Origin of the sequence: Vibrio sp. JC009 (assembly GCF_029016485.1) — a bacterium.
In the GTDB taxonomy this organism is placed as follows: domain Bacteria; phylum Pseudomonadota; class Gammaproteobacteria; order Enterobacterales; family Vibrionaceae; genus Vibrio.
In genome coordinates, this window is the sequence record NZ_CP092106.1 from 1399077 (window position 1) to 1420883 (window position 21807).

Genomic DNA, 21807 nt, shown 5'->3' on the forward strand with positions numbered 1-21807 from the left:
ACTGGCAAAAACGTGGTATTACTTGCTTACAGTTTCTTAAAATCGGTACTTAAACCGGTTTGAAATAATAAAATTGTCGTAAATTTATCGAAATTAGTAGGGAGTACGTACCATCATGGAAACGATATATAACTTTAGTGCAGGTCCTGCAGCACTGCCAAAGCCGGTAATGGAAAAGGCGCAGTCAGAACTTATTGACTGGAACGGTTTGGGTACTTCCGTGATGGAAATCAGTCACCGCAGCAAAGAGTTTATCAAGGTTGCTGATGAAGCAGAGCAGGACTTAAGAGATCTTCTGAATATTCCTGACAATTACAAAGTACTTTTCTGTCAGGGCGGGGCTCGTGCACAGTTTGCCGCAGTACCTATGAACCTGCTGGGCGGCGCAAAAACAGCAACTTATATTGATGGCGGTTACTGGGCAGAAAGCGCCATCGCAGAAGCGAAAAAGTACTGTGATCCGGATGTATTTGTGGCAAAAACTGAGGTTGAAGGTAAAACGGCCATTCTGCCTTCAACAGAGTGGAAGATCGCTGACGATGCGGCTTACGTACACTTCTGCCCGAATGAAACCATTGACGGTATTGAGATTAATGACCTGCCGGTAACAGACAAGCCGATTGTTGCTGATATGTCTTCGACCATTCTTTCTCGTGAAATTGATGTCTCTAAATATGGCGTAATCTATGCGGGTGCTCAGAAAAACATCGGCCCTGCGGGTATCGCTATTGCTATTGTACGGGACGATCTGCTTGATCTTGCATCTGATGTGCTGCCTAGCATACTGAACTACAAGGTTCTGGCTGAAAAAGACTCTATGTTCAACACGCCGCCAACCTTTGCCTGGTACCTTTCTGGCCTGGTGTTTAAGTGGCTGAAAGAACTGGGTGGGGTACAAGCGATTGAGAAGCAAAACCGTGAGAAAGCGGCGCTTCTTTATGACTACATTGATCAGTCTCCTTTCTACAAAAACGGTGTTCACCCTGAAAACCGCTCACTGATGAATGTGCCTTTCCAGCTGGCTAAACCCGAACTTGATGCCAAATTCCTTGAACTTGCAGACAAAGCGGGGCTAAAAGCGTTAAAAGGCCATAGAGCTGTTGGTGGTATGCGTGCCTCTATTTACAACGCAATGCCGGTAGAAGGCGTTGCTGCACTTGTTGACTTTATGCGTGAGTTTGAGTCGGAATACGCATAATTCAGAACTAAAGTAACTTCACTTCGGTGAAGTTACTTAACTCCCATATTTTCACTTCCGCTATTTAAAGCTTTCCTGAAAAAACGACGTATCTGTCTAATAAGTCTCCGAACTCTTATATATATTGAAGAATCAGTCAAACTTTTCACCAACTTATTGATCTAAAATAGCTATGAAATGCCATAAGATGTAGCTAGTGCGTGTTTAAGGTATGACTGAAAAATACCGGGGGTGATTAATGGCTAATTTAATTCCATGGTCTGATGATTATGCAATTGGTGTTGATGAGGTGGATCAGCAGCACAAGTACTTATTTGATTTGATTAATGAGGTTCTTCAGAGCAACGAAGATGAAAAACTGAAATCCTCATTGCTGAAATTGTACCGGTATACCAGAGAACATTTTCGCGCTGAAGAGGCATTGATGGAGAGGGCAGGTTATCCTCAATATGAGCAGCATAAGGAAATGCATAATCTTCTGATACTCAAGCTAAACGACAGCTCAACCGAGACGATGAATAACCCATCGCGACGGGATGCGCTCGACGAATTTTTAACCAGTTGGCTTGTGAAGCATATTCTTGAGAAAGACATGGATATAGGCCGGTTTATGCAAGAGAACAAATCTGCTTCCGAACGGGTTTGATTCCTGGCTGGATACTGCGTCAAAAAATAAGAAAGGGATTCGTGTTTAATTAAAGGGCCTGGATAACAATATCCAGGCCCTTTGGGTGCTTTATAGTGTCTGGTTTAACTGGAAGTAACGGCCTTGCTGCGCCATTAACTCCAAGTGGTTACCCTGCTCAATAATCCGGCCCTCTTCAATCAGGCAGATATTGTCCATTTTATGCAGGTTCACCAGACGGTGAGTGATAAACAGAACCGTTTTGTCTTCAAAGTGCTGGTCGAACAGCTCAGTAATCTGATGTTCTGTCTTCTTATCCAGCCCTTCTGTTGGTTCATCCAGCAGCAGGATAGGGGCGTTATGAAGAATGGCCCTTGCGATACCGATCCGGCGTTTTTCGCCACCGGAAAGCTGACGGCCACCATCTCCCAGCCACTCATCAAGGCCTTTATCTTCTGTCAGTTTTTCAAGCCCCACCTTTGCCAGTAGCTCTTTAAGTTCGGAATCGGTTACTTCCGGCTTGGCGATGGAGAGGTTTTCCCGCAGCGAGCCGTTAAGAATATCAACGCGCTGACTGACGACAGAGATCTTGTTTCTGAGCACATTTTCACTGATTTCAGTAATTGGTGTGCCAGCAACAGAAATGCTGCCGGACTGCACATCCCAGTACCGACATAAAAGCTGAAGCAGGGTAGATTTACCTGAGCCGGTCTGGCCCAGAATCGCCACTCTGTTTTTTGCTTCGATAGTGAGACTAATCCCTTTAATCGCCTGGCTATCTGCATCTGGGTAACTAAATTCAATATCTTTGAATTCAATGCTGTGCTCGCTCTGCTTTAAATCGCCGCCTTCAGGGAAAATCACATCTGGCGTTGCCTGAGTGATTTCATTCAGACGTCGTGCGGATGTCAGTGTTTGTCCCAAGTGCTGGAAGGCACCTGCGATCGGCATTAGCAGCTCAAAGCTGGCCATAGTGGCAAATGCAAACATAGCGATAAACGGATCCGGCTGGTTTCCACCGATACCGTCAGCCGCCAGCCAGAGGATCAGTGTCAGCGCCCAGCCGTTTGCCAGCATAAGCAGGGCACTGGCAATACCTGTCAGGTTGGCATTCACAAACTGATTGCTCAGTAGCTTTTTCTGGGTGTCCAGTATGGCGTTGTGGTAACGCTCTTCTGCGCCAAACAGTACCAGCTCGCTGTGACCCTGAAGCCAGTCCAGTGCGGAAACCCGTAAATCGGATTTATGGTGAGTAAGCTCAGAACCATTTCGCTTGCCGAGCTTGTAGAAAACAACCGGCCAGAGCAGAAGAAGTGCTAACAGTATTGCACCCAGCGTTAAACCTAACTGCAGATCAAAGGCGCAAAGAAAGGCCGTTAATACGATAATGCCCAGGGTTCCGGTGACTACCGGGCTGACAAGGCGCAGATAGACATGGTCCATGGCATCCACATCTGCAACCAGACGGTTCAGAATATCGCCGTCACGAAGCCCTGAGACTTTACCCGGAACAAGCGGTGCCAGTTTCTTAAAGAAATAAACCCGCAGCGCTGTCAGCAGCTTAAAGGTTTCGTTGTGACTGACAACCCGCTCACCCCAGCGTCCAGCAGTACGGCCGATAGCAAAGCCACGGACACCGCCACCGGGCAGCATATAGTTAAAGGACTCTTTTGCAATAGTCAGCCCGGCTACTGCGGCCGCAGAAATAAACCAACCTGAAAGCGTCAACAGACCAATAGAGGCGAACAGGGTCAGCAAAGCCAGAAGCATTCCAAGCGAAAGCCCGAACCAGTGTTTTTTATACAGCTTCAGAAAAGGCAGTAAATCACGCATCTAAATCTCCTTTTTCTGCAGCAAGCTGGCTGTTTCGTGCATTCAGCATAGAAGCAAACAGACCTTCTGAATTTTGTAGTTCTTCAAATGAACCGGACTCAACAATATCGCCCGACTGCATCACCAGTATCTGCTCAACCTCTTTTAGCTGGTTAAGCTGGTGGGTCACCATTAATGTGGTTTTTTCCTGAATTTTCTTCTCTATACCCTGCATAACCAGAGCTTCGCTTCTTGCATCCAGACTTGCCGTCGGCTCATCCAGCAGCCAGAAGTTACCCTTTTGCAGCATGCCCCTAGCTAGCGCAAGGCGCTGTGCCTGACCAACGGAAAGACCGCCGGAACGGTCGCTGACATGATAATCAAGGCCATGTTTTTCTACGAATTCAGAGGCAAAGGCATCATCCAGAGCAGTCTGAATCTGTTCGCTGCTTACCTCCGGATTACCCAGAGTGATGTTATCTTTAATACTACCGTGTAAAAGCAATGGGTTTTGTCCCACCCAGCTTATCTGCTCGCGCCACTGGTTGAGATCGCACTCGCTCACTTCGGTATTGTTTATCCGCAGGCTGCCTTCGTAGGGCAGAAAGCCCAGAATAGCGTTGATCAGGCTGGTTTTACCTGCGCCGCTCGGGCCAACCAGAGCGGTGGTTTTTCCTGAATCCATTACAAAAGAAACCGGGCCGACCAGTTTTTTCCCATCAGGGCTAAGAACGGTCAGGTCATTCGCTTCAATTCGAATGTTTTGCGGCTCAGTAATAGAAGTGGTTCCTGTATTTGACTGTTTCACTTCCGTTTCTAAAAATTCGACGATGCTTTCCGCAGCGCCTACTGCCTGCGCTTTGGCATGGTAGAAGGTGCCCAGATCCCTTAGTGGCTGATAAAACTCCGGAGCAAGGATCAGAATCAGCAGACCTGAGAACAGGGTAATACCTGCACCATAATGACCGAAGTTCAACTCGCCGATATAGCTAAAGCCCAGATAAACCGCAGTCAGGGCAATGGAAATAGAGGTGAAAAATTCCAGCACGGCGGAAGAGAGGAATGCAACGCGCAGCACATCCATGGTGCGGGTTCTGAACACTTCAGAGGCGGCGCTCAGTTTCTCTTCTTCAGCTGTTGTACGGTCAAACAGTTTGATGGTTGTCATGGACTGAAGACGGTCATAAAAGTGTCCGGACAGTCGTTGCAGTGCTTTAAAGTTCTTGCGGTTTGCCTCTGCTGCACGTTTACCGACAAAGGCCATAAACATTGGGATAAGCGGTGCGGTAAGCAGGAATATCAGCCCCGCAGCCCAGTTAACCGGAAATACCACCACAAGAATAATAATCGGTGTCAGAACCGACAGTGACATCTGAGGCAGATAACGGGCAAAAAAGTCCTGCATATCCTCAACTTGTTCCAGAAGCAGGGTGACCCAGGTTCCGGCGGGTTTGCCTTTGATATAGGCAGGGCCTAAGGCTCTTAGTTTGTCCAGAATCAGCTGACGGATATAGATTCTGATCTGCTCACCGCAGCGGAATCCGGCAATTTCACGGCCCCAGGTACAGGCTGCTCTGCCTGCAATGGTCAGTGCCAGACCAATAAAATACGGAATTAGCTCAGATTTATCAGTATGTTCAATGATGAGCTGATGAAGAATTGAAGCGATAAGTGCTGCCTGACCAAGCAAGAGCAGGCTTGAGAGCACCCCAAGGCCGACACTGATCAGAAGCCAGCGTTTAGCCAGCTTGCTTTGATCTTTCAGCCAATTGTTTAACTCGCGCTGTTTTGTTTTATCCATGTATAGAAGGCTTACTGCTATTAATTATTATGATTGCTATAAAAAAAAGAGTATACAAAAACAAAACCAGCGGGAATACCGCTGGTTTGTAGGGATTTGAACTAAGCAGCTGATTTTCAGTTGCTTTAACTCTTTAGTATTAGTCCTGCAGTGCCAGCTCGTCCAGATAACGCTCGGCATCCAGTGCTGCCATACAGCCTGTACCGGCAGACGTAATTGCCTGATGGTAGTGATGATCCATAACATCACCCGCTGCAAACACGCCTTCAATGCTGGTTTGTGTCGCATTGCCTTCCAGGCCGGACTGAACAAGCAGGTAGTCGTTTTTCATCTCCAGCTGACCTTTGAACATTTCAGTGTTCGGGTGGTGGCCAATGGCTACGAACAGGCCCATAACATCCAGCTCTTCAGTGGCATCAGATTTGGTGTCTTTCAGGCGAACGCCGGTGACACCCATTTCATCGCCCAGAACTTCATCCAGTACGCGGTCGGTATGCAAAATGATGTTGCCGTTTTCCACTTTGTCCATCATTCGTTTCATCAGAATCTTTTCAGCGCGGAAGCCTTCACGACGGTGAATAACATGTACTTCTGAAGCGATATTGGAAAGATAAAGTGCTTCTTCAACCGCTGTGTTACCGCCACCGATGACCGCGACTTTCTGGTTGCGGTAGAAGAAACCGTCACAGGTTGCACAAGCGGATACGCCGCGGCCTTTAAAGGCTTCTTCCGACTCCAGACCAAGGTACTTTGCTGAAGCACCGGTGGAAATGATCAGAGCGTCACAGCTGTATTCGCCGCTGTCGCCTTTTAAGTGGAACGGGCGGTTTTGCAGATCAACTTCATTGATATGGTCAAAGATGATCTCAGTATCAAAGCGCTCAGCGTGTGCTTTCATCTCTTCCATCAGACCCGGGCCGGTCATATCCGCCGCACCCCCTGGCCAGTTTTCCACTTCAGTTGTTGTCGTCAGCTGACCGCCTTGCTGCATACCTGTTATCAGAACAGGGTTAAGGTTAGCGCGGGCGGCATAAACGGCTGCAGTGTATCCCGCAGGGCCTGAGCCTAAGATCAGTAGTTTACTATGTTTGATATCACTCATTGAGCTGACTCCGAGGTTTCTTTTGTCTTTGTTACAAGATTATATATGGGCTTGGGATGAGAAAACAAAGCTTCTGTTAACAACAGTTTGTTATAACTTATTTTTTCTTATAACTGGTAGTGGGTGTAGCTCCTTGTCCAGCGCAATCACATTGTTCAATGACGAAAAAATGATAATGCGAATTCTCCCTCGTCATCCCGGAAATTGCGAAGCTTTTATCCGGGATCTACTGTCAACGCGCCGTAGAGCCAGCAATAACACTATGTTCTACAAAGTGCTTTTAGCAGGTTCCCGCCTCCACGGGATGGCGGATAACAATCAATATTTCAATAACGGAGCAGGAACTTTTTCCGTAGTGATATAAATACTCTCACCATTTGCACCAAACCCGGCAGCTTCTGCCTGCTCCAATTGTGGAAACTCAATGATCTCCGGCTTGGTTGAGAACACATCCAGCCAACTGCTCTGGTTTTCGTTGGAATAGAGATAAGCAGCGGAGTAGGTGAGGACCATCAGCCTTTTGCCATCCGGTGAGATATCCATTGCGGTTGGCATGCTGGATATATTCAGCAGATCCAACATGCCAAAGCGAAGCTCTTTTGGTAGCGGAAACGGGGTGATATCGCCAAGTTTTGTCGCTACCTGGGGTGTGCGCTGACTTAAATCGAGCTCGTATAATGCTGGTGGTGTGTCTCTTTTGCTAAGCAGAAGTATTTTTTTGTTCACTATGTCTACGGCAACAGCTTCACAGTCTTTCAGACCGTCTTCATAGGTGAAGGTTATGGTCCACTCCGGCTTTGCGGCTACGATGGACTGCTCTGATCTTGATAATCTTTTCAGCTCAGGCTCGCGGATAAAGTGCAGCTTGTAATTTTCTCTGTCTACGGCGTTGTTGCCGGTATCGGCAATCAGAATATAGCGGATACCCTGAAACTCAAATGTTGCCAGATCTTCCCAGTCTATATTCTGAATACCGGAAATTTTTAAAGTTGCCAGATGCTCTCCGCGCTCGTTAATTGCGAACAGTGCATTCTGGCTAAAACTGTCGTTATTTACCCAGAGAATGCCTTTGTTAACGGAAGAAGCGACTAAACCACTGGCTTCAGAGATTTGTTCGCTTTTGATTGTTCCAACCTGAGAGTCTCCTACGCTTTGCGCTGTGCTGGAACAGGCGATTAGCCATGTAAGACTGGCGGTGGTGACTAGTGCAGCAGGAAGCAGGTGTTTGATCTTCATAAAGTATCCCTGATATAAAAAAGCGAGCCCGAAAGCCCGCTTATTCTATATCAGAATGGTTTTAATTAACCACACTTTGAATCACCACAATTGAGACAAGTCTGGCAGTTGTCCTTGATGACGACCGCTTTATTGTTGCATTTGTAGCAGAAAGTGGCATTTGGAGGAAAACCGCTGGCAGCTTGTTCTTCCTGCGCCGGCTCTTCTTCAACTGAAGTCAGCTCTGCTTTTTTCTGTTCAAGAAAGGCTTTTTGATGCTCATCCATCTCCGGATTTTCCAGCAGGCCGATTTCCATCAGGTGCTGCTCGATAACGTTGCCGATTTCTGCAATCAGAGAGGGAACGTACTTTCCGTTGTTCCAGTAACCGCCACGGGGATCGAATACCGAGCGCAGCTCTTCCACCAAAAAGGTACAGTCGCCGCCTTTGCGGAATACCGCTGACATAATCCGGGTCAGGGCCACAATCCACTGATAGTGCTCAAGGCTTTTTGAGTTGATAAACACCTCAAATGGCCGGCGGATTTCGTGCTCTGTCCCTTCATTCAGGATCACATCATTGATGGTGATAAACAGCGAATGCTCTGAAACATGCTCTGGCGTTTTCAGTTTATAGGTGGAGCCCATCAGTTTTTCCGGACGCAGAATGGTTTCATGCATCTGCTGAATTTCAGGCTCTTCCTTTTCAGGCTGAATATTGTCGTCATTAGCCTCTTTAATTTTGAACCCGACAATCTTGTTTGCGATTTTTTTTGTCATTTTAACCTCTCAAAGTTCCGGGTATTAATACTTACCGTAGTAGCCTTCTTTTAAGGCGTCGTACAGGTTGGCTGCGGTATGGGTTTCACCGTCGTACTCAATCTCTTCATTTCCCTTGGCTTCGAAGGTGGAGCCGTCTTCCAGGGTGAATACATAAGTGGTGTTTTCCAGATCTTTCTCTTTAATAAGCACGCCCTGGAACACTTCCGGATTAAAGCGGAAGGTGGTGCATCCCTTCAGACCCTTGTCGTAGGCTTCCATATAGATATCTTTAAAGCCTTCAAACGGGAAATCGGTTGGCACATTGGCGGTCTTGGAAATGGACGAATCAATCCAGCTCTGGGCTGCGGCCTGAACGGCAACATGCTGCGACGGGGTAATATCGTCTGTGGTGATAAAGTAATCCGGCAGTTTTGCCTCTTCCTCTTCTGAGTACGGCATCGCCTTTGAGTTAATTAACTGGCGGTAGGCAAGAAGTTCGAAGCTATAGACATCAACACTCTTCTTGGATTTTTTACCTTCAACCACTACGTTGCGCGTGTAGTGATGGGCAAAGCTTGGCTCGATACCGTTACTGGCGTTGTTGGCCAGAGAAAGCGAGATGGTGCCGGTTGGAGCAATCGACGTATGGTGAGTAAAGCGGCTGCCGCTCTCTGCCAGTTCGTTTACCAGCTCTGGTTCAAGTTCGGCCATCTGCTGCATATAGCGGCTGTATCTGGCATGCAGAACTTTACCTTTAACTTTGTCGCCAATCCTGATGCCATCTTCCGCCATTTCAGGGCGCTGGCGCATCATTTTTGCGCTGATCTCAAACTCCTGCTCCATAATTGGTGCCGGGCCTTTTTCTTTGGCAAGTTCTAAGCCTTCTTTCCAGCCGGTAACTGCCATTTCACGGGCAACTTTATCGGTGAATGAAATGGATTCGTCACTGCCATAGCGACGTTGCAGCATTGTCAGAGTTGAGCCCAGACCAAGGAAACCCATACCATGACGGCGTTTATGCTCAATTTCATGACGCTGTTTTTCCAGTGGAAGTTTGTTGATTTCAACTACGTTGTCCAGCATACGGGTGAAGATGGCGACAACTTTGTTGTAGCTGTCCCAGTCGAAAAAGGCTTTGTCGGTAAATGGATTGCGGACAAATTTGGTCAGGTTTATGGAGCCCAGCAGACACGCGCCATAAGGCGGAAGAGGCTGCTCACCGCATGGGTTGGTGGCACGGATCTCTTCGCAGAACCAGTTATTGTTCATCTGATTGACTTTATCGATCAGAATAAAGCCCGGCTCTGCATAATCGTAGGTAGAAGTCATAATAACATTCCACAGTTTACGCGCCGGAAGGGTCTGATATACCTTACAGGCCACTCTGCCTAACTCATCTTCCACCAGCTCTTCATTAACCGGCCAGTCTGCCCAGACGATATTTTGATCCTTATGAAGATCCATTCCGTCCTGAGTCGCTTCTTTAGCGGTAATAGGGAAGATAAGCTGCCATGGCTTGTCTTCTTTAACGGCATGAACGAAATCTTCACTAATTAACAGAGAAAGGTTGAACTGGCGCAGGCGGCCGTTTTCACGTTTTGCTCTAATAAAATCGATAATGTCAGGGTGACGAATATCCATAGTGCCCATCTGAGCGCCTCGGCGACCACCGGCAGAGGAGACGGTAAAACACATTTTGTCGTAGATATCCATAAACGACAGCGGGCCGGAGGTATAAGCGCCTGCACCTGAAACAAAAGCCCCCTTTGGACGCAGGGTAGAGAAGTCATAGCCGATCCCACAACCGGCTTTAAGAGTCAGGCCCGCCTCATGTACTTTGTTGAGAATATCGTCCATAGAATCATGGATAGTGCCGGAAACAGTACAGTTAATGGTTGAGGTCGCAGGTTTGTGTTCAAATGCACCAGCATTAGAGGTGATTCTGCCTGCCGGAATAGCACCATTTCTTAGCGCCCAGAGAAACGCTTCGTTCCACTTTTTCTTATCTCTTTTTTCCAGATCAGAAAGCGCCTTGGCAACACGCTTAAAGGTGTCATCAAGCTCCTGATCTATTGGTTCGCCATGTTTGGTTTTTAACCTGTATTTACTGTCCCAGATTTCGATGGATGTAGACTGGTATTCAATATCGGTTGCAGAGATGATCATAGGTTCGGATTCGTTGTAAGTGTCTGCCATGACTTGGGTTTTCCTTGTTATTTTGCTAGACAACCTTACTACTATATATGGTGTTTATAATCTTGCCAAATACCATATATAGATAATTGGTGTTCTGTAACACAGCGCAAAAAACTTAGTGAAAATAGAAATAAATGTGGGCATTGTGACGAAGCTATGTTGATCTTTGAGGAGTTAAAATATAGGCAGTTTGCTGATGATTTGCTCAGGAGATGCGTATTTCACCTCACCCGATCAGTCCTTCACACCTGTTAATCTCGATGGTCTGATGCAGCAAAGGCAAATCATAGCCAGCAATTATGTTCAAAAGAAAAGTCAATTATTTCCAATAAACAGTCAGTCAATCCTACTAAATTAATAAGCAACCAACGCTACTGTCGAACACTTTGCAAAGAGCTAATGGAGATTAATATGTTTAGAAAATTAATGGTTATATTTTTAGGATTTATGGCAATGACTACTCAAGCTTATGAACTGACAAAAGACGAAGCCCAAATAGCACTTACGGTGCAGAGTATGGGTACATTGGCTGACCGAAATCAGTACGATGTATTAGAGAAAATTTTTACCCCTGAAGTTGTTGTTGATTACACATCAGCATTTGGTGGTGAAGTATCTACAATTCAACGTTCAGTTCTAATGACTAACTGGGCTGGGCTGCTACCTGGTTTCGATGCTACTTATCATGACTTGAATAACATTAAAGTTGTAGAGCAAAAGGGCAACAAGGCGAAAGCAACAGCAGATATCGTAGCGAGTCACTACATTGGTGAAGAGGGTTACTGGCAAATTTCTGGTTCGTATTCATACGAGCTGGAGAAAACCGGTGACACATGGCAAATTTCTTCCCTGACACTTCACGCCGGAGAAGAGCAAGGGACGAGAGATGTTTTAGGTCTTGCTATCGAAGCGGCAAAGAAGAAGAACTAATGACTGTGGCGAAGTTGCTTATTTTGAAGCAACAATGAATATAAGCGGTCAGTAATACCTTCGAAACCAAACGAGGCAAGAAACATGAAATGGTTTATATCAACTCTACTATTAGGATTACTCTCTTTACCTGCTGTTGCTAAACCGCTCCCGGAGGCAATCCAATGCTATCAAGCTGCCACCCAAGCTAGAAATATCGATGATTATATGAACTGTTTTGCCGAAGATGCCATCATGCTTGATGTAAATCGCACCTTTACGGGAAAGAGTAAAATCAAACGATGGGCACTTAATGAAGTAATGCCCAGTGGTGACTCGTTTTCTCATAAGGAGATTTTAGAGCAAAAAAGTGGCTTCGCTAAGACACTCGTCAAATGGTCTGCCTGGGAGGCTCACTATTACTACTGGTGGAATACACAGGGAAAGATTACAAAAATGTCATTGCAGTACGCAGACTAAAGTAAACATGTATTGATGAATTAAATCCCTCAACAGTTACAGAGGGATTTTTGTGCTAATTAAGAATCAAATAACTTTATTGCTCTAATTCCTTGGGTTTAATCTGTTTGAGGGGTTCCAGATAGACATGAATATTTCCAGTGAAACCGAGGCTGTCAATGGAGCAACGACGGATAAAACGTAGCGGGTGGATTATTCAGAAAACCGCAGTGCAATAAAATACCAAAACTCGGGCAGCAATCTGCAATAAACATTTCCGGTGTCCCGCTATCCTATACCCAAGTTAAGCAACAAACCCAATGCTTACCGGGTTTGACAGTTAATCGGTCAGAGGACACACCATGTTTAAGAAACTTTTAATCTCAGTACTTGGCGCACTGTCTCTTGCTGCATGTTCAAGCAGTGACGATGCCAACAAAAACACAACTCAAATTTCAGAGAAGACTACTATGCAAGCTATTCAACTAGACACCCGTGTAGGCCAGCTAGCCGCTAACCTTTACCTGCCAGAGGGTGTTGAAAAGCCACCTGTTGTAATCATCACCGGTGCATGGACAACGGTTAAAGAGCAGATGCCTGCGGTATACGCAGAAGCTCTTGCTGACAAAGGCTACGCAGCCCTGACTTTTGACTTTCGTGGCTGGGGCCAGTCTGCTGATGCTATCCGCTACCTTGAAGACCCGGCTCGTAAAACTGATGATATCCGCGCGGTAATTGACGCTGTTGCTGAGCTGGATCAGGTTGACGGCACCCGTATCGCAGGTATCGGTATCTGTGCATCTGCTGGCTACATGCTTGATGCAGTGGCAGGTAATGACAAAGTAAGTGCAGCAGCAGTAGTTGCACCTTGGCTGCACGACGTACCAATGGCGACAGCTATCTACGGCGGTGAAGAGAGCGTAAAAGGCCTTCTTGCAGCAGCTGAAGAAGCGAAGAACGCAAGCGAGCCTGTATACCTTGAAGCAGCAAGCACGACTAACGAAAGCGCGCTAATGTACAACGCACCATACTACACAGAAACAGACCGTGGTCTTATCCCTGAGTATGACAACAAGTTTAACGTTGCTTCATGGGACGGTTGGTTGAACTACAACGCACAGCTAAGCGCAGATAAACTAACACAGCCAACTCTGATGGTGGCTTCTGAAGCGATGGCTCTGCCAGCTGGTGCTCACATGTACCTTGATAACGCAGGCGACAATGTTTCTGCAATCTGGCTTGACGGCGTATCCCAGTTCGATTTCTACGACCAGCCAGAACCAGTAAAAAACGCAGTAAACGCTATTTCTGAGTTCTTTGAAGCAAACCTGTAATCGCTACAACGATTAGAACGGATAATAAAGCCCTGACTCCAAGCAGGGCTTCTCTAATTCAGGCTGGATAAGAGCCATATAACTTCGCTTATATATACAGGAAACACCTTATGAACCACAGAGAATTAGAAGACTTTGCCTGCTCTTTTTTTGCAGCAGTCGATGTGCAATGCGCTGAAGGACTTCGTCCTTTCCTGACCGATGATGTGTTACTGCGCATGGCAAATATGCCTGCAACCATTGGTATTGAACCTTTGATAGAAGCCTTTAAAGCTTCGGAGGCGCACTTTACCTCCGTTGAACATATCATCCAGGGGATATGGACTGGGTTATGGGAAGAAGGCCCGGTAGTGAGCATTGAAGCCGTTGTCCGGTACGGATTTGCTGATGGACGGAAAATAGAGCTACCGGCAAACAGCACGTTACGCCTGACCCAGGAGAACAAAATTGCGGATTACCGGATATTTATGGATCCCGGACCGGCTTTTAGTTAACAACCACAGCATACCTAACCTACTGCTATTCAGACTTTCTATTTTTAGCTGCCGGTTACAGCAGTTTTTTTACCTGCTATGTATCAGATTGGCGAGTACTTTAATAGTCAGACGGTTCCCCTGTGGCTATCAGTCTCTATACATCAGCAATATTCGGTGTGGGTTTGCTTATCTCGTTGGTATTTACTGGTTTGCAATGGAAACTACTCTTTCATTTGTTCAGTAGGTCATTTCACCCCTGATTCACCTCGCAGTATTAACAATATCAGAAAATACTTGAGGTGATTTATGAGAAGCGACGATATCAGTGCACGGCGTTTAATGCTGGCAGGGCTCATTGCTGTCCTGGCAGGGTGTAGCTCAATTGACTCTCAGCAAGAGTTTGCAGCCAAACCAAATGAGGTTTCTATACCGAATCAGTGGGAGGCTTCGGGTGAGTTTGTCAACCATGCACTAACAAACCAATTGCTTGACCTTGTTAATCAACCATCATTAACAAGGTTAGTTCACGAGTCATTAGCTGCTAACTATGATCTGAGGGTGACAGCAGCCAGATTGCAGCAGTCACGCTTGTTGGCCAGACAGGCAGATCTGGATAAAGGCCCGGAACTGAGTACAACCTATACGGCATCTCGTGATGATAAAGGCCAAATCACGAACTCACAATCCTTATCGCTGGACCTTAGCTGGGAAGTGGATGTATGGGGAAGACTGGCCGATGCCTCTGATGCAGCAGCAGCTACAACCAAAGCCAGTAAACTCGATTACCTGTACGCTAAGAATTCACTGGCAGCAAGGATCATACAGGCATGGCTGGATATCAGTTACCGCGCTCAGATAATTGCAGTTGAAGAGCAGTGGGTAACCAGTTTGCTCAATTCAGAAGATATCATTCTTGAACAAGTTCTTGATGGCGTAAAAGAGCAAGCTGACCTGGATACCGCAAAAGCTTCTACAGAACAAACTAAGGCGTCTCTTGTTGCTCGTAAACAGGCGCAGGTTGTGGCAATCCGCAGTCTGAATGTGCTGAGAGGCTATGCGGGTAGTGAACTACCGGACATTACCTTCCTTGGTGTGGAGGTCAAGTCACCACCGGCCCAGGTGCCAGGAGATATGATTGGATCACGCCCTGATTTGATCGCAGCCTACCAGCGCATTGTCGCTGCTGATAAGGATACATCTGTTGCGTACAAAGAGCTGCTTCCCAAATTTACGCTAACGGCTTCTGCCAGCAAAACAGGTACGCCGGTGGATACATCGGCATGGAGTCTGATTGGTGGTATTACCGCGCCACTGTTCAATCGTGAATCTCTCGAGAGTAGTGCAAAAATCAAAAAGCTCGATGCTCAGGTTGCTTATCTCAATTACCAAAAACTACTCATCAATGCGATGAATGAAGTTGAAAACGCCTTCGGTGAAGAAGTGTCACTGAAGGCACAAGAGCTGCACCTGAGAAAGGCATACGCTTATTCGACATCAAGCATGAATGACTATCAAAACCTGTATCAGGACGGTGTGAGTGATGTCCTGACCTTGTTGTCAGCCAAACAGACCGCCTTCCAGGCGAAAATTCAGTTGTTAGAAACAGAGCAGGCCCGGCTGTCAAACCGGATTACTTTAGGCCTTGCATTAGGAATGGGAGTGTAGACCGTGAAAAATATGAACTGGAAGAAAATTTGTGTAAGCGCCCTGGCTGTAATGACGATACCGGCTGCAGTTTTCTATACCGACTACGCCATTAGCAACCAACCTGAAGCAGTGGCCGTAAAAGAAGCGTTGATTTTGCCACGCGTGACCACTGAGCACTTAATCGCCGGTGAGAATAACAGTGTGATCGAAGCGTTTGGTGAAGTCATCTCATCCGAAACACTTTCACTGCTTAGCCAGGTATCGGGCAGGGTTGTCTGGAAGTCAGATAACTTCAGGAAAGGAAAGCTTATTAAAAAAGGTGAGTTGTTGCTTCGTATCGAGGACTCTGAATATCAGGCCAACCTGGCAAACGCAGAGAAATCTCTGGCTGACGCCGACCTTGCTCTACAGCAAGAGAAAAGGAAATATAAGCGGGCTCAGGATAACTGGAAGCGTGCAGAAATTGCCGATGAACCAAGTAAGTTAGCCTTAAGAAAACCACAGCTCGCTGTTGCGCAAACGCAGTATACTGCTGCTAAAAAAGCGGTGGGGAATGCTAAGAAAAAACTGGCGAACACAAAAATATACGCTCCATTTAATGCGGTGATCGCTTCACGCAGTGTGACTAAAGATAGTTATATCGCAACTGGTAGTGTCATTGGGGAGTTGAAATCCGCAGACACCGCTGAAATCAAAGTTGCACTGGCTGAAAACGAGTGGCAGCAATTACCTGCTTCGCTTGAAAACCTTCAGGTTGAGATCTCTTCTTCAAATAATAGGCAACATGTTTGGACTGGCCGGGTATCTGACTTATCGCTGGTCATTGACCAAAGTACCCGCACCAGAACCCTTACCGTTGAGGTTAACAAGCCTTTAGAGCAGGAAACACCGCTCCTGTTTGGTGGGTTTGTGAACGTACGTCTTCAGGGAAAAACATTGCCTGATAGCTTTGTTATTTTGTCGTCTTCAATAACCGCCGATAACTACATTTGGTTTGAAAAAGATAACCAACTATTCAGACACAAAGCCAATAAACTATTTGCTAATTCGAAAGAGGTTGGCATTGCCAGAGACGGACTAGACTCGAAAATCAACTTAGTGAAAAAGCCGATGTCTCACTATATCGAAGGAATGAGTGTTGTGGCCTTTGAGGAGAGCGCATATGCAAGATAACGCTACTAACCAGGGCATCATTGCCTGGTTTACCCGCAATCCGGTTGCCGCAAATCTGCTGATGGTGTTGATCCTGGTTGCAGGTTTAATCTCTGCGTCAAACCTGAGTACAGAGAGCCTGCCAAGTATTCCGCCCAACAGTGTTTTTGTTGATATCCAGTTTAACAGTGGCTCCGCGGAATCAGCGGAAGAGGGGATCGCCCTTAAGATAGAAGATGCCTTGCAGGGGATCGCTGGTATTAAGCGTGTTGATAGTACCTCTACGGGACAGAATGTCTCTGTCACAATAACCAAGACGAGTGGCTACGATCTGGATAAGCTCTACGAAGATGTGAAAAACCAGATTAATGCTATTAACACACTACCGCAGGACGCTGAAACACCGGTAATCGAACGGGCGGTACGTCTGCGTGACGTGATTTTCGTGAACCTGTATGGTGAGGCTGAAGATCAGGTACTGCAGAAATACGCAGAAGAGTTGCGCTCTAAGCTTTTGGCCAACAGCAAGATTCAAAAGGTCAATTATATTGGTCATAAAGATCAGGAAATCATTATCCAGGTTGATGAAAGTAAACTTCAGGCGGTTGGTTTATCGCTTTTAGAGGTTGCTGACAAGGTAAGCGAAGCTTCAGTGACGGATACCGGTGGTGAGCTAGATGGTGAGACAGGCAAGCTGATCCTGAAAACGGAACAACAGCGAAAGGACGCAAAAGGTTTCGCATCGATCCCGCTTAAGTTACTACCGAATGGCAGCACCGTATACTTGTCTGATGTTGCGGATGTGATTGATGGGTTTGCAGATAAAAACAACCTTACCCGCTACAATGGGCAGCCGTCTGTAGGCCTGGACATTAAGATGTACGGAAATTCTGACATCTCGGCAATTTCTGAAGAAACAAAGCGGGTGGTTAACGAATTTAGAACCTCTTTGCCGACAGGCGTAAATGTCGAGCTTTGGAATGACATGAGTGAGCCGATTAAGGACCGCCTGTCACTATTAATGAATAACAGTTTCCAGGGTGTGTTTCTGGTAACCATACTGTTAGCCATATTTCTGAATATCCGGGTGGCTTTATGGGTAGGTCTGGGTCTGCCGGTTATCTTCTCTGGTGCCATGCTATTGATGGGCGAATCCTTCTTTGGTATGACCCTGAACGAGCTAACCACTTTCGGCCTGATCATGGCTCTGGGTATTGTTGTCGATGACGCAGTAGTTATTGGCGAGAGTATTTACGAGCAGCGCGAAAAACAGGGTGCAACGATCGAATCAACCATTCGTGGCGCGCAAAGGGTGGCAATCCCAACGACGTTCGGTGTGATGACAACCATTGTTGCCTTTGTATCCATCAGCTTTGTGGAAGGAACATTAGGTCAGATGTTTGCTCAATTTGCGTATGCGGCGACATTCTGTCTGCTCTTCTCGCTCATTGAGTCTAAACTGATACTGCCTGCGCACCTTGCTCACCTGAAAATGTCTAATAAAGAAACTCACAACTATTGGAGCCGTTTTCAAAATAAGCTATTAGCAGGATTAGATTATTTCACTCATCACCACTACAAGCCGTTTCTTGCAATGACGCTGCAGTACCGTTATGCAGCATTAGCCATCTTCGTTTCAGCGTTTATTTTAGTTGTCGGGGCGATACCATCAGGCAAGATTAAATCGGTTTTCTTTCCTCAAATAGCGGCCGATTCCATACAGCTTGATGTTGTGTTTAAAGATGATGCGGGCTTTGGCATAGTACAACGTGAGGCGTTAGATCTTGAACGTCTGGCTATGACGCTAAATACAGATCTCAAGGCCGAATATAGTCTGGAAATTGACCCTATCCAGAGCCTGTTAACCGAAACTACGGATAATACTGCGACAATAACGGCAAGCCTTTCTTCGACTAATGAACGTCCGTTTACTGCAAATGAAGTGGTGAAACGCTGGCAATCGAGGTTGCCACCACAAGAAGGGATTGAAAGTCTCAGCTTTTCAGCTGACCAGATCAGCGAAAAAGGTATCAGTATCGAACTTCGCAGTAGGGATAGCCGGGTTATCGAACTCGCAGGCAAGACGTTAATGAAAGCGTTGGAGCAATTTAATGGTGTATCGGGTATTAAAAGCGGCATGACATCAGCCCAGACTCAGGTCAATGTAAACATCAAACCTGAAGGCTTGGCGATGGGGCTGAGCAATACCGATCTTATATTGCAATTAAAGCTGGCATTCATGGGTTATGAAATCCAACGCTTACAAAAAGATCAGAATGAAGTAAAAGTTAAAATTCAATATCCGGATAAGCGACGAGACAACCTGGAAGATCTGCAGTATACCCAGATTCGATTGCCAAATGGTCAGGTTGTGCCGTTAACCTCAGTCGCCAGTCTTGAAACCAGTTATGTTTCAACAACGATTGAAAGAACGAACTATAGTCGGGTGAACCTGGTTACGGCAGATGTCGATAAGTCTGCGATTTCACCAGAAGACGTGATAGCCAAACTGGATAGCGGGTTGTTTCAACAGCTTGAAGCTGAATACCGGGACTTAGATATTGTGATTTCGGGCCAGCAAATGGAAAAGAACGATGCTATTGAGTCATTAATCGAGGTTTTTGCCATTGCCATGATTGCGATCTTTGCCTTGCTTGCTATCCCTCTAAAGTCCTATTTGCAGCCTATTATTATTATGTGTGCTATCCCGTTTGGTATCGTCGGTGCTCTTTTAGGGCATATGTTGCATGGACAAGCCCTCAGCCTGTTGTCGTTATTTGGCATTCTTGCGTTGTCCGGGGTGGTAGTGAATGACAGCCTGCTTCTTATTTCCCGGTACAATAGCAAGAGAAATGAAGGGCTATCAGTGATGGATGCATTGCTTGAGTCGGGTACTGGCCGCTTGAGGGCAATATTACTAACGTCCACGACCACATACTTTGGCCTCGTCCCGCTTCTGGCAGAAACAACGCCACAGGCTCAGTACCTTATCCCCGCAGCGACTTCCATGGGATATGGAATATTGTTTGCGACGGTAATCACGCTGGTACTCATTCCGGCTCTGGTGATGGTGCATGAAGATTTAAATCGTTTGATTAACTGGTTTGGTCACAAAGAGAATCCAAAAGATAAAAGAGAATTGTCCTATGAATGATGAGTTGATTATTGACGTACTGTTGATTGAAGATGATAAGGAGTTGGCAATAGCGGTTGCAGACTATCTAAAGTATGAAAATATACGTTGTGATCATGCGTACAATGGCCATAGCGGGTTTAACCTGGCACAGGGCAACAGCTATGACGTCATTCTGCTGGACTTGATGTTGCCAACAATCAATGGGCTAACGGTATGCCAGAACTTACGTCAAAATGGGAGCGATGTTCCCATCCTAATGCTCACTGCCAAAGACACGTTAGAAGACAAAGAAGCCGGCTTTAATGCCGGCACCGATGATTATTTAGTAAAACCTTTCGCTATGAAAGAGCTGGCATTAAGGATTAAAGCACTGGCGAAACGCAAAAGCAGCCAATCTAAAAAGTTGGTTGTTGCAGATCTGGAGTTAGATTTGGAATCCAGAAGCGTAACCCGGGGAGGGGAAGCGATAACCCTTACCCGGATTAATCTTCAACTGTTAGAAATGTTGATGCGCGACAGTCCTAACATCGTAAGTCGCGCCGAAATTGAAGAGAAGCTTTGGCCGGATGATCCCCCAGAGAGCAATAACCTCAAGGTACAGCTTTATCAACTGAGGCAGAAAATAGATAAACCTTTCACAGACAAACTGCTTGAAACGATATCCGGATTAGGTTTTCGGATTAGGGATAACAAATGTGGAAACTAAATAGTTTGTCTCTAAAAAACAGGTTCTCTACATTATTTTTTGTTATTGCCATCATTACTACCATCGTTTTTTTGGTATTACTGATAGAGCATTTTAAATTTGGCCTGAACGACTCAGCCAAGTTGCGGGTCATAACAGAGAGTAACGCGTTGGCTTCGGTTTACGAACAAAACCCTGACATAGTGTTACCGTCGACTTATGCGACCAACTTTTACATTGATGATTTACCCGTCTTGATTATCCAGGGGATTAATGTCTTTGGTGACGTCAGTTTGTCTGATGGGGACTTTACGATGGTCTTCTTGGATGATTACGTGGAACCCAGCGATGGTATAACGCCTACCTTTGCCATTTATTGTCAGAGTCTTTTTGATGGCAGGACGCTCTACACCGTGGCGAGATATGATTTGGGATTGGGCCCGTACGGGATGTTTAGCCAACGTCTCTTTTCTATCCTGTTTTTCCTGGCCAGTTACATTATCGTTACGATATCCATTCTCTGGTACTACAACTATAAAGTCAGTAAAAGAACGGGGGAGCTGGTAACCTGGACCAAAGAGGTCTCCTCGGAGTTCAGTGAGGAAATGCCTGATTTTACATTTGACGAATACAACCAGGTTGCAACCTGCCTTCATGATGCTTTACGTAAAAATGCCGAACTGGTCGATAGGGAAAAAAAGTTTCTGTCCCATGCCAGCCATGAGCTAAGAACTCCGATAGCGGTAATTCGCGCCAACATGGAGATTCTGGAGAAGATAGAAATGCGTAACGAAGCAAGGGTGGTGGTTTCAAGGATAGACAAAGCCAGCTCTAATATGGGCAAAGTGATTGAAACCTTACTTTGGCTTTCAAGAAAGAGTGACAATAAGCCCTCAGTCGCTTTGGTAACGGTTCCTGCATTACTGGATGGGCTTATTAAAGAGCAAAGTTATTTGCTTCAGGGAGAGGCCGTTGAAGTAACTAAAGAATACGGGGGTGTTCCGGAAAGGATGTTGCCGGTTATTCCGCTGAGGGTCGTATTGGGTAATTTAATAAGAAACGCATTTCAGTATACACATAACGGATGGGTTCGGATTAATTACGAAGAGGACTCAATAATTATTGAGAATGTTGAGCAAAGTATGCGCAGTGAAGATTATGAGGTTAGCTTTGGTTTTGGTTTAGAGTTAACGGAAAAAATTTGTAAAAAGCTTGGTTGGGACCTTGTGGTAGAAAATATTGAGGGTGGCGTAAAAGCGAAGCTGTCTATGGATATTCGCTGATTATAAGAGGGCTCCC

17 protein-coding genes are annotated in these 21807 nt (G+C 46.1%); 11 read left to right on the top strand and 6 right to left on the bottom strand.

Annotation, left to right across the window (positions count from 1 at the left end; all coding sequences use genetic code 11):
• Nucleotides 1–115 precede the first annotated feature (115 nt).
• Both serC and L3Q72_RS06355 read left to right on the top strand, forming a co-directional pair.
• On the top strand, nt 116–1198 hold the full coding sequence (gene serC, locus L3Q72_RS06350; RefSeq protein ID WP_275131812.1) for a 3-phosphoserine/phosphohydroxythreonine transaminase: 1083 nt from the start codon (nt 116–118) through the stop codon (nt 1196–1198).
• A 238-nt stretch (nt 1199–1436) separates the two neighbouring features.
• Complete coding sequence (locus tag L3Q72_RS06355; protein WP_275131813.1) at nt 1437–1844, top strand: bacteriohemerythrin; 408 nt, start codon at nt 1437–1439, stop codon at nt 1842–1844.
• 90 nt (nt 1845–1934) lie between these two features.
• Here the strand turns inward: L3Q72_RS06355 and cydC are convergent, their stop codons facing one another.
• The 6 genes from cydC to L3Q72_RS06385 form a co-directional block, all read right to left on the bottom strand.
• Nucleotides 1935–3656 (bottom strand): cysteine/glutathione ABC transporter ATP-binding protein/permease CydC, encoded by a 1722-nt coding sequence (cydC, locus tag L3Q72_RS06360; RefSeq protein ID WP_275131814.1) that lies wholly within the window; start codon nt 3654–3656, stop codon nt 1935–1937.
• Nucleotides 3649–5436: a cysteine/glutathione ABC transporter permease/ATP-binding protein CydD gene (gene cydD, locus L3Q72_RS06365; protein ID WP_275131815.1), complete on the bottom strand. Its 1788-nt coding sequence runs from the start codon at nt 5434–5436 to the stop codon at nt 3649–3651. The genes cydC and cydD overlap by 8 nt, the downstream gene beginning before the upstream one ends.
• Nucleotides 5437–5575: 139 nt before the next feature.
• The gene (gene trxB / locus L3Q72_RS06370) at nt 5576–6538 is read right to left on the bottom strand and encodes a thioredoxin-disulfide reductase (RefSeq protein WP_275131816.1); all 963 of its coding nucleotides are present in this window, start codon (nt 6536–6538) and stop codon (nt 5576–5578) included.
• A 318-nt stretch (nt 6539–6856) separates the two neighbouring features.
• Nucleotides 6857–7774: a hypothetical protein gene (locus L3Q72_RS06375; RefSeq protein ID WP_275131817.1), complete on the bottom strand. Its 918-nt coding sequence runs from the start codon at nt 7772–7774 to the stop codon at nt 6857–6859.
• A 65-nt stretch (nt 7775–7839) separates the two neighbouring features.
• Nucleotides 7840–8532, bottom strand: coding sequence for an NrdJb (locus tag L3Q72_RS06380; protein WP_275131818.1), 693 nt, complete (start codon nt 8530–8532; stop codon nt 7840–7842).
• 24 nt (nt 8533–8556) lie between these two features.
• Entirely contained in the window at nt 8557–10710 is a 2154-nt protein-coding gene (locus tag L3Q72_RS06385) for an adenosylcobalamin-dependent ribonucleoside-diphosphate reductase (RefSeq protein ID WP_275131819.1), read from the bottom strand.
• A 411-nt stretch (nt 10711–11121) separates the two neighbouring features.
• Between L3Q72_RS06385 and L3Q72_RS06390 the strand changes: the two genes are divergently transcribed.
• The 9 genes from L3Q72_RS06390 (at nt 11122) to L3Q72_RS06430 (ending at nt 21791) form a co-directional block, all read left to right on the top strand.
• Nucleotides 11122–11640: a nuclear transport factor 2 family protein gene (locus tag L3Q72_RS06390; RefSeq protein WP_275131820.1), complete on the top strand. Its 519-nt coding sequence runs from the start codon at nt 11122–11124 to the stop codon at nt 11638–11640.
• Nucleotides 11641–11724: 84 nt separating this feature from the next.
• On the top strand, nt 11725–12099 hold the full coding sequence (locus tag L3Q72_RS06395) for a hypothetical protein (RefSeq protein WP_275131821.1): 375 nt from the start codon (nt 11725–11727) through the stop codon (nt 12097–12099).
• Nucleotides 12100–12440: 341 nt separating this feature from the next.
• Nucleotides 12441–13412 (top strand): alpha/beta fold hydrolase, encoded by a 972-nt coding sequence (locus L3Q72_RS06400; protein ID WP_275131822.1) that lies wholly within the window; start codon nt 12441–12443, stop codon nt 13410–13412.
• A gap of 110 nt (nt 13413–13522) precedes the next feature.
• Nucleotides 13523–13906 carry a nuclear transport factor 2 family protein gene (locus tag L3Q72_RS06405; RefSeq protein WP_275131823.1) on the top strand — a complete coding sequence of 128 codons (384 nt, stop codon included), beginning with the start codon at nt 13523–13525 and terminating at the stop codon, nt 13904–13906.
• Nucleotides 13907–14194: 288 nt separating this feature from the next.
• Nucleotides 14195–15553, top strand: coding sequence for a TolC family protein (locus L3Q72_RS06410; RefSeq protein WP_275131824.1), 1359 nt, complete (start codon nt 14195–14197; stop codon nt 15551–15553).
• Nucleotides 15554–15565: 12 nt separating this feature from the next.
• The gene (locus L3Q72_RS06415; RefSeq protein ID WP_275132079.1) at nt 15566–16708 is read left to right on the top strand and encodes an efflux RND transporter periplasmic adaptor subunit; all 1143 of its coding nucleotides are present in this window, start codon (nt 15566–15568) and stop codon (nt 16706–16708) included.
• Nucleotides 16698–19841 (top strand): efflux RND transporter permease subunit, encoded by a 3144-nt coding sequence (locus tag L3Q72_RS06420; RefSeq protein ID WP_275131825.1) that lies wholly within the window; start codon nt 16698–16700, stop codon nt 19839–19841. Before L3Q72_RS06415 ends, L3Q72_RS06420 begins: the two co-directional genes overlap by 11 nt.
• A complete protein-coding gene (locus L3Q72_RS06425) occupies nt 19834–20529 on the top strand; it encodes a response regulator transcription factor (protein ID WP_275131826.1) in 696 nt (231 codons plus the stop codon). Before L3Q72_RS06420 ends, L3Q72_RS06425 begins: the two co-directional genes overlap by 8 nt.
• Nucleotides 20517–21791, top strand: a complete 1275-nt coding sequence (locus L3Q72_RS06430; protein WP_275131827.1) for a HAMP domain-containing sensor histidine kinase — start codon at nt 20517–20519, stop codon at nt 21789–21791. The genes L3Q72_RS06425 and L3Q72_RS06430 overlap by 13 nt, the downstream gene beginning before the upstream one ends.
• Nucleotides 21792–21807 lie beyond the last annotated feature (16 nt).